10 protein-coding genes are annotated in these 16,612 nt (G+C 47.4%); 7 read left to right on the top strand and 3 right to left on the bottom strand.

From position 1 onward, the window contains the following. Positions 1-49: 49 nt before the first annotated feature. A complete protein-coding gene (locus K7P76_RS06440; protein ID WP_232184344.1) occupies positions 50-958 on the bottom strand; it encodes an AraC family transcriptional regulator in 909 nt (302 codons plus the stop codon). A 153-nt stretch (positions 959-1,111) separates the two neighbouring features. On the opposite strand from K7P76_RS06440, the gene K7P76_RS06435 reads away from it, so the two are divergent. From K7P76_RS06435 to K7P76_RS06405, 7 genes are all read left to right on the top strand, one after another. After that, entirely contained in the window at positions 1,112-2,722 is a 1,611-nt protein-coding gene (locus K7P76_RS06435; RefSeq protein WP_232184343.1) for an alpha-amylase family protein, read from the top strand. A 40-nt stretch (positions 2,723-2,762) separates the two neighbouring features. After that, the gene (locus K7P76_RS06430) at positions 2,763-3,800 is read left to right on the top strand and encodes a Gfo/Idh/MocA family protein (protein ID WP_232184342.1); all 1,038 of its coding nucleotides are present in this window, start codon (positions 2,763-2,765) and stop codon (positions 3,798-3,800) included. Between the two features lie 87 nt (positions 3,801-3,887). Then, positions 3,888-4,472: a thymidine kinase gene (locus tag K7P76_RS06425; protein WP_232184341.1), complete on the top strand. Its 585-nt coding sequence runs from the start codon at positions 3,888-3,890 to the stop codon at positions 4,470-4,472. Between the two features lie 683 nt (positions 4,473-5,155). After that, positions 5,156-5,962, top strand: a complete 807-nt coding sequence (locus K7P76_RS06420; protein ID WP_232184340.1) for an alpha/beta hydrolase — start codon at positions 5,156-5,158, stop codon at positions 5,960-5,962. Positions 5,963-5,977: 15 nt separating this feature from the next. Continuing rightward, on the top strand, positions 5,978-7,393 hold the full coding sequence (locus tag K7P76_RS06415; protein ID WP_232184338.1) for a sensor histidine kinase: 1,416 nt from the start codon (positions 5,978-5,980) through the stop codon (positions 7,391-7,393). After that, positions 7,386-8,048, top strand: coding sequence for a response regulator transcription factor (locus K7P76_RS06410; protein ID WP_232184337.1), 663 nt, complete (start codon positions 7,386-7,388; stop codon positions 8,046-8,048). The genes K7P76_RS06415 and K7P76_RS06410 overlap by 8 nt, the downstream gene beginning before the upstream one ends. 1,079 nt (positions 8,049-9,127) lie before the next feature. Beyond that, entirely contained in the window at positions 9,128-12,982 is a 3,855-nt protein-coding gene (locus tag K7P76_RS06405; RefSeq protein WP_232184336.1) for a beta-xylosidase family glycoside hydrolase, read from the top strand. Between the two features lie 92 nt (positions 12,983-13,074). Here K7P76_RS06405 and K7P76_RS06400 read toward each other — a convergent pair whose 3' ends face one another. Next, a complete protein-coding gene (locus K7P76_RS06400; RefSeq protein ID WP_232184335.1) occupies positions 13,075-14,631 on the bottom strand; it encodes a response regulator transcription factor in 1,557 nt (518 codons plus the stop codon). Beyond that, a complete protein-coding gene (locus tag K7P76_RS06395) occupies positions 14,628-16,445 on the bottom strand; it encodes a sensor histidine kinase (protein WP_232184334.1) in 1,818 nt (605 codons plus the stop codon). The genes K7P76_RS06400 and K7P76_RS06395 overlap by 4 nt, the downstream gene beginning before the upstream one ends. Positions 16,446-16,612 lie beyond the last annotated feature (167 nt).

Genomic DNA, 16,612 nt, shown 5'->3' with positions numbered 1-16,612 from the left:
AGTTTGTTCTGATTAGGAGGCTGCCTTGCGATTCGCAGGTGCAGCTTCTTTATTTTTCCTCCAAAGGAGTTAAGTAAATAAAATCGTTCCGATGGTTTCTGCGGAAAACGCCGGGAGTCATCCCCGTCCATTTCGTGAATTGGCGGATAAAACTTTGCACGTTCTCGAATCCGATGCGGTGCGCGATATGCTCCAGCGAATCGTTGCAGTTGAGGAGGGCATGCATCGCCTCTTGCCGCCTTAAAATGGCCAAATAATCGCGCGGAGACAATTGATAAGTTTGTTGGAACACTCTTGCGCAATGACGCCGGCTTATGCCTATTCGATAAGAAAGGGCTTCAAGCCAATTCGACAACGGAGGCCGTTCCGATTCGTCCGACGAGAGCACAAGGCTTTCAATTTCCCTGGCGATTCGATAGGAAAGCGCGTCGGCGGTATGCGATAGGGATAACGAGGATTGTGCGCTATAATGTTGCTCGAGTGCCGTTAGTACCCCGAATAAATCGGAAAATACGGCCGTTTTCGAAGCGTTGCTCGCAAGTGCGGCCATTAGTTTGTCTATGAGAGGCCGGAGCTGCACGTTTAACGGATGAGCGGACGGATAGTAATTGGTTTGGGAGCGGGTGATGAGTTGCAGCAATGCGGAATCCGAAATTTGAACATGGAAAACAAAATAACGAAGGTTATATGGGTGAGCCTGCTTGAATTCATGCAGAACCATCGGAGGAATGATGATTAGATCCCCGGGCTGTTGCTCGATTTTCTCGTCGTTGATGAAACAAGTCTGGCACCCTTCCAGCACAAGGTTTATTTCGAACATCATATGATGAAGATGACGGGAGCAAGTCCATCCTTGGCCAACTTCAGCCGTATGGGCTCCATAGAGATAAGTCTCGTTTCTAAAGTTCGGATATGAAGAATATAGAGGTTCAAATTTCTTATGTGCTTGAATGGCCATGACAGGGTCTCCTGACAAATGTCTCATTTGGTTAACTTAAGTCGAAATACTCGGCTTGTTTGGTTATATGAGAATTCAACCGCGAGCCGTATACTCACATTATTGGCTTTAACCGATACCACTTGCAACAATAAATGAGAGGGGATGAGACGAATGGCTATTGAACTTCTCAGAGAGCCGGACAGTATCGTTGTTCGGACTGAAACTAGATGGTCGGCATTAGACAACATTGGTTTCGGCGTGTGGAATAAGGAGGGTGTCCAGATCCAGGCAGTTCCGCAATCGGATCGGCTGACGATTGGAGTTGAAGCAGGGCAAATTCCGCTGATGACCGTCAAAATTAATTGGAAAATACATATCGAAGGCGCGTTACGGCTATTAGGGGATCATTGGGAGCGGGCGTACGGCGATTTGGAATGGCGAGGTATCGTGCCGGAGAGAGTAATGCCCTGGTATTTCTTGACGAACGATGGGGAAACGACCTGCGGTTATGGGGTGAAAACAGGAGCCAGTTCCTTCTGTTATTGGCAAATGGACTATGAAGGCGTAACGCTGACGCTGGACATTCGGTGCGGCAATGCCGGCGTTATTCTGAATGGGCGCGTGCTTCATGCGGCTACAGTCGTTATGATGGAAGGAGAGTCGGGAGAAACTTCCTTTAAGGCCGCCCAGAGGTTATGCAGCATCATGTGCGATAATCCGGTATTGCCTTCCGAGCCTGTGTACGGGGGGAACAATTGGTATTACGCCTATGGCAACAGCTCTCATTCTATTATTTTGAACGATTCCCGGTTTATCGCTTCTTTGGCTCCGGCCAGCGGCAGCAGACCGTTCATGATTATCGACGACGGATGGCAAATGACAAGCGGCAGAGGCGCCTGCAACGGTGGGCCTTGGGAAGGAAACTTCTTGTTTCCGGATATGCGGCGGCTGGCAAGCGAAATGCGCGAAATTGGCGTGCGTCCCGGTATTTGGTGCAGGCCTTTACTTGTATCCGAACGGGTACCCGAGCATTGGGTTCGTTATCGGAATTCGGAAAACGGTGCCGTGCTCGATCCGAGTTTGCCGGAAGTGTTGGATTATATTTCGGCGTTTATTTCCCGCATGGCTGGCTGGGGATACGAACTGATCAAACACGATTTCACCACGTTCGATCTATTCGGTCAATGGGGATTTGAGATGAAAGGGAACGTAAACGCGATAAGCCGGCCCTTCGGCGATCGTTCGAGAACTTCAGCGGAAATCGTGCTAGGGTTATATAAGGCAATTGCTAAAGCATCGGGACAAAGTCTGGTCATCGGCTGCAATACGGTTAGCCATCTGGCGGCGGGATGTTTCGAAATTCAGCGCACGGGCGATGACACGAGCGGCAAGTCTTGGGAAAGAACGCGATATATGGGCATTAATACGATGGCGTTTAGAATGCCGCAGCACGGCACCTTCTACAGCCATGACGCGGATTGCATCGGGATAACGGAAACCGTACCCTGGAGCTTGAATAGCAAGTGGCTGGAACTGCTTGCAGGAAGCGGAACTCCGCTGTTCGTATCGGCGGATCCCGCAGTCGTGACCAAAGAGCAGAAAGCGGAATTGCGTCGTGCTTACCTGATCGCGTCCCAGCCGCTGCCGCCGGGAGAGCCGCTGGATTGGCTGGCGACGACTTGTCCGAAACATTGGCTGCTAAATGGGGAAAAGAAGGTGTTTGTTTGGAACGATAGCGTTGCCGGTAACGAGTCTAGCGAGGATAATCATTGGTGGCTTTAAGCTTTTCAGCGCGTTATATAGAAGGAGGAGAATCGTTTCGATGACTCAACGTTATAAGATCGCGGTTGCAGGCTGCGGAGGCATGGCCAACACTTGGGTGAAATACGCGCTCGGCCGAACGGACGCGGAAATCGTCGCGCTCGTCGATATTAAGCAGGAATTCGCCCAAGCGATGGCGGATCGGCATGGCATTTCCTGCGGGACGTATACCGACATCAAGCAAGCTATAGAAGAGACCGGTGCGAATCTCGTATTCGATATCACGATCCCGGCTAGCCATTTCACCATTAGCACGACAGCGATGTCCCTCGGATGCGACGTGTTCGCCGAGAAGCCGTTAGCCGAGACACTGGCGGAATGCCAGGAAATCATTCGCGTATCGGATCGGACGGGTCGCACGCACACGGTCATGCAAAACCGTCGCTACGACACCCGAATCCGCGCCCTGCGCGAGCTCATCGCTTCAGGTCTAATCGGCCAGCCGGGTTATGCAGGCGCGGACTTCTTCCTTGGCCCGCATTTTGGAGGTTTCCGCGATGCGATGGACAGCCCTCTGTTGCTGGACATGGCGATCCATACCTTCGATCAAGCCCGTCTTATTCTCGGAGCGGACCCGGTGTCCGTCTACTGCCAAGAATTCAATCCGGTCGGTTCGTGGTATGCCGGACAAGCTGCCGCCATATGTATTTTCGAAATGTCGGATGGTTCCGTATTCTGTTATCGCGGATCTTGGTGCGCGGAAGGGGCGCCGACCTCTTGGGAAGCTTCGTGGCGGATTACGGGAGAGAAAGGTACGGCGATCTGGGATGGCATCGGAAATCCTTATGCCGAATCGGTCGCGCCGGATAATCAGGAGGACAGCTTCACGCGCGAATATGTACGGCAAGAAGCCGATGTTCAGGAGCAAGCTCAGCCTTTCCACGAAAGCTGTTTGGACGAAATGTTCGCTGCCTTGAAGGAGGGCAGGAGAGCCGAGACCGATTGCAGGGACAACATTCATAGCATGGCGATGGTTCTCGGTGCGATCGAAAGTTCCCGAACGGGCAGAAAAATCAAAATCGCCGAGTTGAGCGAATAGGCGAGAGAATTCTACAATTGTCGACTATTGCAATGGATTGATGTCATGTATAATGGTTGCTAACACCATTGGCATGGAGGGAATACATTGGCGCAGTTGTACTTTAAATACGGCACGATGAACAGCGGTAAATCTTTTGAAATCATTAAGGTGGCCCATAATTACGAGGAACAGGGGAAACCCGTTCTGATATTTACTCCCGCGATCGATACGAGAAACGGTTCGGACCAGGTCGGCTCGAGAGCGGGCTTTACGCGTCCGGCGATTGCCGTTGATGACAATACGAATTTGTACGATTCGGTGAAAACGCAGCTTGCGGAATCCGGCCGGTTTTTCTGCGTTCTCGTGGATGAAGCGCAATGGTTGAAAAAGCACCATATCGTGGAATTGACCCGAGTCGTCGATGAGTTGAACGTTCCGGTGATGGCATTCGGCCTGAAAAACGATTTTCAGAACGAGCTGTTCGAAGGCAGTTACAACTTGCTCATCTACGCGGATAAAATCGAAGAAATCAAAACGATTTGTTGGTATTGCGATCGCAAAGCCACCATGGTCATTCGATTCAAAGACGACATCCCCGTTAACGAAGGCGAACAAATCCAAGTCGGCGGGAGCGAAGACTACAAGCCGGTATGCCGGCGTTGTTACAACGAGGCGTTTAAGAATAAATAAGTTGTTTACCTCCTGAAGCTACGCCGTTCGCTCCTTCTTCCTGAGCCGACGGCGTTTTATTTTACTCATTGGGCGGGCGGGTGAAGAGTTAAACGAAAAATTCGATTAATTCCTTTATAGCAGGGGTCCACGGAGGAGAGTTACTCTAATAATTCGATTAATTCCTGTGCGACAGGGGTCGGAGGAGGGAGTTACTCTAAAAAGTCGATCAACTCCTGTTCAGCAAGGGTCGGTGGAGGGAGTTACTCTAAATAGTCGATCAATTTTTGTGCGACAGGGGTCGGAGGAGGGAGTTACTCTAAAAAGTCGATCAACTCCTGTTCAGCAAGGGGCGGTGGAGGGAGTTACACTAATAATTCGATTAATTCCTCCACAGCAGGGGTCAATGGAGGGGAGTTGTTCTAAAAAGTCGATCAATTCCTGTTTAGCAGGGGCCGACGTGTGAAAATAAAGCGGAAAATCCGCTTTAAATCGGCGGGAGCTCACGCCCAACCCGCACCACCGTATCCTGAACAAAGGGGATATCGTCGCAGGCGCGATACACCGTTCGTCGAAGGCGAGCGACGCCCCGTACGTATCGCGGCAATCCAAGCTTGCCACGAAATCATTGTCGATTTCTATGTAAGCAATTACAATGTAATATAGAGTAAAGTTCGTATCAACTAGATAGCGAGGGATATCAATTGACTAACAGTAATAGAGAGTGGATCGAGCTTTGGCCGGAGGGTGCTCCTTGGGCGCAAGGCACCACGGACGAAGATATTCCTGCGATTATGGCGTTTCCGGTTGGCGAACAAGGCAGAGGAGCCGTCATCGTATGTCCGGGCGGCGGTTACGGCATGCGCGCCGATCATGAAGGAGAACCGATTGCGCTGTGGTTGAACAGCATCGGTATTCCCGCTTTCGTATTGCGGTACCGGGTTGCGCCATACCGTTATCCATGCGCCTTAACCGATGTGCAAAGAGCGGTTCGTTATGTCAGACACCATGCGGGCGGCTTAGGAATTAACGGGGCGAAAATAGGCGTACTGGGCTTCTCCGCAGGCGGACACTTGACCGCTTCGATCGGTACCCAATATGATTCCGGTAATCCGGACGCCGAGGATCCCATAGACAGACAGTCGTGCCGCCCGGACGCCATTATTCCTTGTTATCCAGTTATTACGTTGAAACCGCCCTTTTACCACGAAGGTTCGATGTTGAATCTGCTTGGCGATAGTCCCGACCCGGAGTTAATCGAACGGTTGAGTTGCGAAACCCGGGTCACGCCAGACACGCCGCCGACTTTCCTCTGGCATACCGCGGACGATGAGGGTGTTCCCGTGGAAAACGCGTTTCTGTTCGCCTCCGCGCTCAGAAAGAACAAGGTGCCGTTCGATCTGCACGTCTATGAGACGGGACGCCACGGGCTTGGTTTGGCTGAGGGCGACCCGCACGTCGCAACTTGGACTTCCGTATGCGGGTTGTGGCTCGAACGTCAGCAATTTTAAGTTAGGAGCTGCCCTATGCTTTTCGTTTGGATTGCGTTATGGGCTGTCGCGCTTATTTTATTGCTGGCCGATCCTCGTTCTCCCGTTAACCGCAGGCTAAGCGCGGTTGCCTTGTGCGGGGGAGCGGGTGCTTTGGCCGCAACGCTCGCCGACGTCCTCATTCCTTATCTTCATGCCAACCATCCGAGGGACAGCTTGGAGCGGACGTTGTTTCATTTGCAAGCGACTTCGTCGTTGACATCCTATTACGGGCTTCCCTATGCTTATTTGCTGTTTGCAATGGCGTACCATCCGAAAACCGCTTCTTTAAACGCGCAGCGTGTTGCTGCGCTTGTTTTGGTGGTTCCGATCCTCTTATGCCTTTTGTTTACTCCACCTTATAACGAGTACAATCCGATTACTTATACCGTCGTCGTTTGGTGGGCGGTTCCTTATTTTCTGGCCGGGACTGGCCTCGTGCTCTTAAGAAGAACCCACCACTATTCGCTGTCCCACGCCCATTGGCTCATTTGCTTAGCCGTGCTGCCGCCGGTGCTGTTCGCCATGGTGATGAGCTATATCCTGCCGATCCTCGGATGGCACAGAATGTGGATTTATAACATTTGGTTCGTCGGCATAGGCGTCGCGGTTTTCTTCATTGGACTGTTCACTTATGGATTTCTGGGCATGCGCGTATTGATCGATCGGCGCAGATTGGATTCGACCTTGCGGGCGGTTACTTCAGGTACGGCGATTCTCCACCATGCGATCAAGAACGATGTGGGGAAAATGCGGCTTTTTACCGAGAAAATGCAAACTTACGCCAATGCGACGAATCAGCCGGAACTGCTGGAGGACATCCGCGTCGTTCAGAACGCTTCCCATCATATTCAGGATATGATTTCCCGCGTTCACCGCCGTACGGAGGATCTTGTCATACAGCCGATAGAGGTTGAATTGGATACTCTTATCCGCGACACGATCAAAACCTATGAGCCATTGCTTCACAACATCGAGCTTCATTTGAATATTCCCGAGGGTTGGCGGTGCACGTTAGATCCGGCTCAAGTGGGGGAAGCGCTGAATAACCTGATTTCCAACGCCGTCGATGCCATGAATGGGGTCGGACATCTGTTTATAACGTTGCGCGAGGGGAAAAGGGAGCTAACGCTGGAAGTACGAGATACCGGTCCTGGGATGGACAAGGCGAAGGCTGCCAAAGCTTTAGAGCCATTTTATACGACGAAAAGCGGCAACGAAGCGAATTTCGGACTCGGACTTCCGTATGCCTATTATGTGATGCGCAAACACGGAGGCTCACTCCACATTCGGAGCAAACCAGGCGTAGGCACCCGTGTTTACCTGCTATTCCCGAAACGCAACGTTAAGGCGGTTAAGATGAAAACCCAGTCCGATGCCGCGCATGCCGATAGGAGAGAAGTTCATGGATAACATCCAAGTCTGGATCGTTGAAGACGACAGGGACTGGCTTCGCGGCTTAAGCGCTTATTTGAACGGACAGTCGGGAATCGAAGTTACTTATACGGCTGGCAATCCAGATGACGTAAGGCAAGGCCTCTTAGACGAAGCAAACACGGCGGACGTCGTATTGATGGATATTATGCTGGACGGGGTTCCGGCAGGAATTACGCTGGCCGAAGAGGTGGCGGTATCGACCGGCGCTCGAGTCATCATGCTGACTTCGATGGAAGAGAAGGATCTAATCTTCCGTTCGTTCCAGGCGGGAGCGATCGATTATCAAATTAAATCGCATTTCGAAGCTTTGCCGGAAGCAATCAAAGCCGCCGCTCGCCGGGAATCTCCGATCAGCCCGGCCGCAGCGGAGAAGATGCGTGAGGAATTTCGTCGGTTGAAACGGCTGGAGCGGGAATTCGAAGTCAAAACGATGCAAGATTTAATTACGCCGTCCGAGCTAGAGCTGCTTAAGCTTATCGATAAGGGTTACTCCCAATCGGAGATGGCCGGACATCTGGTCGTATCGATCCGTACAATCAAAAACCATATTAATCATATTCTAAAGAAGCTAGGGTCCAAAGGATCTAAGGAAGCGGCGCAGCAAGCGAAGGAGAAGGGTTTGTTTAAATAAATGTCAAAATCAAGCAGAAATTACCCCATATGGCACTTGCGATTCGAGTGACCCCCTTCAAGTGTTTCTTGATCTTAATAGTCGTCTTCAAGAGGATGTTGATCAGTTGGGATTATGTCTTCAGAGGAGAGTCAGCGGGAAACCCGTCAGGTTATCTGCATGATGATTACTTCATCAGGAGCTACGCTTTCCACTGATTATAGTTTGACTTCATGCCAGCAAAGCTGTTGCTGAAACCTTCAATCGTTAAAGTGAACCGAATATTTAATTCTGACTTGGTCAAAAGAGCAATAGGGGTTCGGCGCTCTAACTAAAACCAGTTTTTCCGCGATATTAACCAGTGCATAGTCGTGTTTGAACAGAAACGCAAAGAAAGCTTTGCAACTTTTCAAAAGGCCACGCCAGACTTAGGATCTGGCGTTTCACGACGTGGGGGTTCAAGTCCCTCTACGCGCACCACCAACAAAATAGAGCTCTTAAGAACAATTGATCTTAGGAGCTTTTTTGATTTTTATTTATACGACATGATGCAGAAACAACCGTTTGAATCATCTCAGAATCATTTGATGAACCGTAATCATGACGGATACAACATTAGACAAAGTGGATACAAAAGAGAAAACTGCCTTATATCTCTGGAATGACGAGTACCGCCTGCCCCAGTCGACTCGAAAAGGCCAGAGCAATGCAATCTACCCTGCTTCAAATCCGTGCAGGTAAATTTAGCTCTGGAGAGTGTCTATCCGGATTATTAGTCATAACGTTTTTCAGTGCAGGATACGGTACATCCCCTTCAACGAAGTTTATAACCGCTCTAAAGAAATTGTAGTCCACTGTTTCACTAAGGGGCAAGCCTAAATCAAGCACAGTTGGGTCCTAAGGAACACTTTAGTAAATTACATAAGAGTTTTTTATAAATTGACATTCCCAGTGCTAGTAGCATGTTATAAGCTTATCCGTGATAAACGGAAACGCTTTCAAATTTAATTCCAGCAATGAGAAAGGAGGAAATGCAGCCAAATGTTTGGGAATCGAATTCGATAATGCAGGTTACTATCCGAAAGAATGGAGTAGTTCAAATGAAAGTAAAGCTTATTATGGTTATGATGTTTTTTGCAGCTATGGTTGCTATCCTGCTCGTTTCCGTACCCGAACGCACCGCCTATGCAGCAGGAGCCATCTATTATGTCAGCCAGTCGGGAGGGAACGATACCAACAATGGAACAAGCTCATCGACACCGTGGAAAACCCTCGCCAAAGCTTCAACGATCACTTACCAACCAGGCGACAAGTTGCTGCTGAAAAGTGGCGATACGTGGAATGAACAATTGACACTGCACGGAAACGGAGCAGACGGCAATGTTATTCAGTTAAGCTCTTACGGAAGCGGAAGCAGGCCGCTCATTCAGCGCACAAATTATAACTTTAACGGAGATATCGGAATTTATATGAAGGATCTGAGTCATTGGATCATTCAGAATATTGATTTCCGTCAAATGTGGAATGGCATAATGATGGAATTCGAGACTGGGTTGAATAAAGATATTACGATTCAAAATGTAAGCTTCACCGATTCTCCTTACGCGGAGTACGACCCCACTTATTGGCCCCAGAAGGCGGCGAGAGGCTTCTATACCTATGTCACACCCGGCAATCACCCGTTGAACCCGGTTCTGGATGGTTTGACCTTCAACAATATTTATGCACGCAATATGGGAGGGGGCATCCACTGGGAATTCGGAGGCAGCGGCAATAATGGATATGCATTCAAAAATGTAAACGTTTCCGATAGTGTGTTTGAAGACGGCCTTTTCATGCAGATGTCTTTCTTGAATACGGATGGCGGCTCCATGAAAAACGTGAAGTTTTTCAATAACGGTATGACAGTAGACAATGGTCCAGCTAATTTCGCTTTTTACGGAAACAAGAATATTGATGTGTCCGATCTTGAAACAGCGTACAACCAAAGAAATGCAAGCCCCATGGACGGCGATGGGATGGATATCAATGATTGCCACAATTGCCGATTTACCCGTGTGCTCATTCACCACAATGACGGGTTTGGTATTCTGGAAAGCGGTGGCAAGCCCGACCAGAATTTCATCATGGATAACAGTGTCTTGTACAATGATATGATCAATCCGGCTCCAATCCAAGCTCCGCTGGGTGATATGGTTCTCAATGAGCATGGCTCCTTTGTATTCTATAACAGCCGATTATATCCAAGAACAGGCGTTCCCTTGTCCTCAACCAGCACGGAATCGCTTGTGCTCAAAGATACCTTCGTTGGGGATATCTCTTCGGAAACGAATGGTTTGAATTTGGCATTAAGTGCAACAGCCACGGCATCCACTACTTATTCCGGCTCTACGGCATCCAATGCCAATGACGGAAGCTCATCGACCTCATGGCGAAGCGCTTCGGGTACGGCATCGGACCAGTGGATACAGTTGGATTTCGGAACAGCCCGAATGGTGGATAAAATCGTGATTGAAGAAGATGCTTCCTCTTCGATCAGCCGGTTCTATCTGCAATATTGGGATTCCTCTACTTCTTTATGGCGTGATATGTATACTGGCAAAACAATTGGCTCGTCCATCTATACCAATAACATGCCTTTTCCCGGCAGATTGTCCAGCAAGATTAGGCTGTATGTGAAATCCACAACCAGCGGAGAGCCGATTATTAAAGAGTTTAAAGCCTATAATAACTTCTATGGCAAAATAGACGCCTTCAGTAATGCCGGATTTGAAACAGGCCTTTTCACCAATTGGACAACCAGTGGGAGTGCGTTCGGCAGTATGCCGTTTACTGTCAGGCATTACGGATTAAGCGCATGGGACGGGGGCTATTGGGGCGATTCATCTAGCGGCGGAGCTGCGACCGGAACATTAACCTCGGCCAATTTCAACGCCGGGCTCAAGCTATCCTTCTTGAGAGCAGGATGGGACGGTACGGTGCTGCAAAATAATTCTTATTATTATTTGCGCAGAGCGTCGGACAATGTGATTCTGTTCGTCGCCAGACCGCCACAGAGTGATTCCTTTACTCCGTATGAGTGGGATACTTCCGCTTATGCCGGCACACCGGTATATTTTCAAGTCGTAGATGGCAATTCGACCAGCTCTTTCGACTGGCTTGCTGTAGACAAATTACAGGTGCTGACAGGAGCGTCAAGCGCTGCAGCCATTCCTATGTCCACCTCTGTCACCACTTCGGATTTACATGATGATTTCAGCACCAGTACACTGAACAGTATGTGGAGCTGGGTAAGGCAGGACAGCACCAAGTGGAGCCTCACGGCAAATCCGGGTTCGATGCAGATTAGCACTCAACCGGGCGAGCTGTACCAGACGACGAACGATGCCAAGAATATCCTTCTGCGGAATGCACCGGACGGAGATTGGACGATGAAGGTCAAGCTTGCCTTCAATCCCACAACAGCCGGCCAACAAGCGGGGGTGATTGTTTATCAGGACGACAATAATTATCTCAAACTGGTAAGGTCTTATACCGCATCCAACCGAATTTCCTTCCAAAAGGAAGTAGGCGGAACCTTCGATAACACCTATGAATTGCTTGGTGTAACCGCTACGACCGTATTTCTCAAGATCGCTAAATTGGGAACGACTTATACGGCATATTACAATACTGATGGCAGCGAAACGTGGATACTGCTTGCCCAGACCACAATCAGCGGGTTGAACAATACCAAGGTTGGCCTCATCAGCTACGGTGGACCAACTGGGCCATCTGCTGATTTTGATTGGTTTGATATTCGCAAATCGCAAAAAACGGAAGAGTTCGAGGGGCAGGCACTGAACACCAGAATGTGGTCCTGGATCAGGGAAGACAATGCCAAATGGAGTCTTACGTCCAGCGCTGGCTCCATGCGGATAGGCGTACAGCCCGGAGAGCTGTATCAAACGACCAATACAGCGAAGAATTTGTTGCTCAAAAGGCCTTCCACTGCGGATTGGACGATCAAAACCAAGGTTAGCTTTAACCCGACAACAGGTAATCAGCAGGCGGGACTGATCGTTTATCAGGATGATAATAATTATCTTAAGCTGGTGAGAGCTTATACGGCATCCAACCGGATATTGCTGCAGCAGGAGGCTGGAGGCGTTTTTACGGATACTTATTATCTGAACGGCGTAACCGCCACAACGGTTTATTTGATGCTTGTTAAGTCGGGCATGAGTTATACGGCTTATTACAATACAGACGGAGGAGAGTCGTGGACGCTGCTTTATCAGACAACGGCCAATTTGGATTCGGGTATTACCAAATTTGGTTTGATGAGCTATGGAGGCCCGACTGGACCGAACGCCGACTTCGACTGGTTTGACGATGGGACCCCTCCTATCTACACAGATGACTTCAATAATAGTGTGCTGGATAGTGCTTGGAGCTGGAAATGGGAGGATTCGACCAAATGGAGCCTTACCGCCAGTCCGGGAGCAGTTCGGATCGCGGCGCAGGCTGGAGAGCTTTATCAAACGCCCAATACGGCCAAAAACCTGCTGCTCCGCAGTGCACCAGGCGGCGATTGGACCATGAAGACGAAGCTGAGTTATAACCCCATTGGCAGCAACCAGCAGGCAGGGCTTATCGTTTATCAGGATGACGACAGCTATCTGAAGCTGGTCCGAGCGAATACGATATCCAATCGGATCTTGTTCCAACAGGAAATCGGAGGCGTATTCACCGATAAGTATCAATTGGATAATGTGACGACAACCACTGTCTATCTGAAACTGGTCAAGTCAGGAGCGACCTATTCCTCGTACTACAATACGGATGGCAGCGAAACCTGGAGCTTTCTCGCTCAGACCACGCTATCTGGATTGATAGGAACTTATGTAGGACTCCTTAATATGGGAGGATCCGGAGGGCCAAACGCGGATTTCGATTGGTTCGATATCAGATAGAGATATCTTCGAATCGACTGACATGGCATCGAAAAAGGAAGATCCTCCAATAACGAGGATCTTCCTTTTTGTCGGCTTTTCAAAAACACAAATCATATTGAAGTCGTATTCTTCCTGAATTCGGACGGACTTTGGGCGGTAATGGTTTTGAATACCTTGCTGAAATAGAACTGGTCGTTAAAGCCGACCGTTACTGCAATATCTTTCAGTGCAATCATGGGTTTACTTTTCAGAAGTTCTTTGGCTTTCTCGACTCTGAGCTCAATGATATAATCGCTGGGCGATTTGCCTTTATAGCTTTTAAATATTTTACTGAGATAAGAGGGCACAATGCCGAATATAAGGGATAGGGACTGTAGATTGATCGTGTTGGAATAGTTTTCCTCAATGTAGTGTTCAATTAGGCCAGAGAGCTTTTCGTGGTCGCTCTCTTTGGCTTTGGCATAGTCGGAAGCAAGCAGGCTTTCCATAATAAACGCCATTCCTTCATATATGGCTTTGTAAGAGATAGAGTTGCAAATTAATTCGTTGATTTCCATATCGATTTCGATGGCTCGTTTTTCTGAAAGAAAATCTATATTCTTTTTAAAAAGCTCGCAAATGCTCTTCAGTAAATGCTCTAGACTAATCTGCCTGCATGTTCGTAACAGACATTTCTCAAGTAACTTTTTGAGCTCCCTCTTCAATGCATAAAGTTGTTTGTGCTGAATATAGGCAACCAGAAGCTTTTCCGTGTCAGCACTCAGAAGCTTGCCGTGATCATCCTGATTTTCGACAGTAATTGAGGTGTTTAGAAGCAGGAAGCTGGACTGAGCAAACACAATGTGTTTGTTCAACACGATTCTTGCCGTTTGGATGGCTGGACCGATATCTTCAATTTTGCTGCCTGAGAAGCTGTAAATGGATGTTAGTGGAAAGCCTGAGGTATTTAACTGCTCGTGCAGATGCCTCATCCATTCACTGATCTCTGAGTGATTTGTTTGATTTGTCCCCATTACAATTATTTTTTCGTTCTCATGCTTGCCATTTATTACCCATATACTTGCATCTATATCGTTTAATCGTTGAGTGGCTACTGCTTCCAAATCGTTTTTCAGCCAAAACTCTAATGAAGGTGTAATCCAAGGGTATGTAAAAGTACAATAAGAGCCCGCGCAAAGAAACATATAATAGTACCCAGCATACTTAAAGAAGTCTGCTACTTTTCCATTCTTGTAAGAAATATTAGTAACCATCTGGTTGATTATGGACAGTTGCCTGGTTCGTATTGTGGATTCAAGCCTGGCGTGAATGCTTATTAACAGTTCTTCAAAGGACTCGGGAGATACGGGCTTTAAGATGTAATCATAAACGTGCAGCTTGATTGCTGTTTTAGCGTATTCGAAATCCTGATAACCGCTTATTAGGACAGGGGTAAATTCATAATGTTCTTCATTAAGCTTGCTGAGCAATGCAAGGCCATCCATACCGGGCATGCGAATATCCGTGAATACGACATCCGGCTTCAGACGTTTGATCTCTTCATACGCTTCAAGACCATTATAGGCTTCACCAATAATTCGATAATTCGAGTGGCTCTGTTCGATTAACAGCTTTAAAGAACGCATAATAAAAGGTTCATCCTCGCATACATAAACATTAATTATCATTGAAGATCCTCCTTCCAATCTCCGCCCAATGTGATAATCCCACCCGCGTACGCATTGTTCCTGATATCGAAGATAGCACCGGTCCCATATAATAGCATGAGTCTAATATAGATGTTATTCAAACCAAGTCCTCCGACTTGCAAATCATCAAATCTTTTGCCTGATTCTAAATCGATTTTATATTTTTCCAGATTGAGCTGAATGATTTTAATACTCTCTGGATCAAACCCCTTGCCGTTATCCTTAACCTGGATGAACCAAGAGTTCTCCTTAAAGTATACATGGATTTGGATGCGAAACGGGGGAGATGCGTCTTTAAACGCATGAGTGAAACAATTTTCAATTACAGGCTGTATAATCAACTTCGGTACCTGAATATCCCCCAGGCGCTCATCGACTCGGATCGAATAGTCCAGCCAATCTTCATATCTGAATTTCATCAGTTTTAGATAACTTTCGGCATGCTGAAGCTCATCCGATAAAGTAACAGTAGATTTCTGGAAGGAAGCCGCATATCTCATCATGTAGGAGAGCTGGGAGCACATAAGCATGATTTTGCGGCTCCCGGCTTCCTGACCCGCTGCACTGATACTCATCAAAGTATTATAAAGAAAATGAGGGTTAATCTGTGCCTGCAAAGCCAGCATATGGGCATGGACTTCCCCGGCACGTGCCTGCACCGTTTGATCCATCGATTCTTTAAGGCGAATCAGGGTTTGATTGAATGCTTTGTTTAATAGATAAACCTCATTATTTCTGGTTTTCCCGCTTAAGCTAATTTGGATATTGTCCAAAGAAAGCTCTTTGACGAGCTTACGCATTTCTTTAATGGGCGCTGTTAGGCTTTTCGTAATAAAATGGATAATAAGCAGTGTAAGTGCGATAAGGATAAAACCAGACAATAGTAGAATATTTCTGAGGAAATATACCGGGGACATAAAATCCTTCTTGGGCTGCATGACAAAAGTCGTCCACTGGGTATACGAGGAGTGCTTCGAATAAATGAGCTCCTCCACACCATCCCAAGGCCGCTTGATAATCTTTCCCGATTCATCTGTTATTTCTAAATAATGAGCTATCTGTGCTTGGGTGTAATGCCTAATCGGATAGATGACACTTCCTTCTTCATCCAGAACGAGAATATGCATGCGTTCATTATTATCCTTGCCTATTTCTTCAAGCTTGGAGTAAGGTTGCTGTACTTCCACATACCCCAGATGATTGAAGGCACCGTAGGTGGACAGGATCTCCCTTACAAGAGATATAACCATTGTTTCATCATGGATGTCACTCCAATTATCCTTATGGGGGGGGAGAAGTATGCTTTTAGTAGGGGAGTTTATGATTTTATCATACCAATCATTAAAAGTAATGGTTTTTCCGAATTCCATCGGACTCTGCGATGCGGTCCCTACAGAAATGAAGCTGCCTTTTTCATTAAATATGCCGATTCTTCTGACATTGGTTTTAGGACTGTTAATGGATACAAGGGTAGCTCTTGTTTTTTTGGCGGAAGCGAGATCAATGTCAAAGAAATTAGGAAGGTTATTCTCGTTATCATAGGCATCCATTAATACGTTTTGAATGTCTTCATTGTATAAAACCTGAGTGGATACTGTATCAATTTCTTTAATCATGGCATCAAGACTTGAAGAGATCTTATCAATTGTTTGCGACATCCCTAATGCTGCATTATTTTGCAATAGGTTAGAAATATAAGAATAGAATAATGCCGTTATGGCAAATAAAATGAAAATGATTAAAGTTGAATAGTAGATGAAGATTTTATTATGGAAGCTGAGTCTGGAAAGCATCGGTCAAAATCCTTTCTGTGACTGTGTAAAGGGATGTGGATTCTGGAATAAAAATAAGTATAACATAACAGGATAGGATTGGTGTGTCTTAAGAAAGCGCTTTAGTATATTACATAAACGGATTTTACAATTTTACATTCCAAGGGCACAGCACACGTTATAAGATC

Source organism: Cohnella silvisoli, assembly GCF_021190915.1.
Lineage (GTDB): Bacteria > Bacillota > Bacilli > Paenibacillales > Paenibacillaceae > Cohnella > Cohnella silvisoli.
This window is presented reverse-complemented; position numbering and strand designations above follow the sequence as displayed.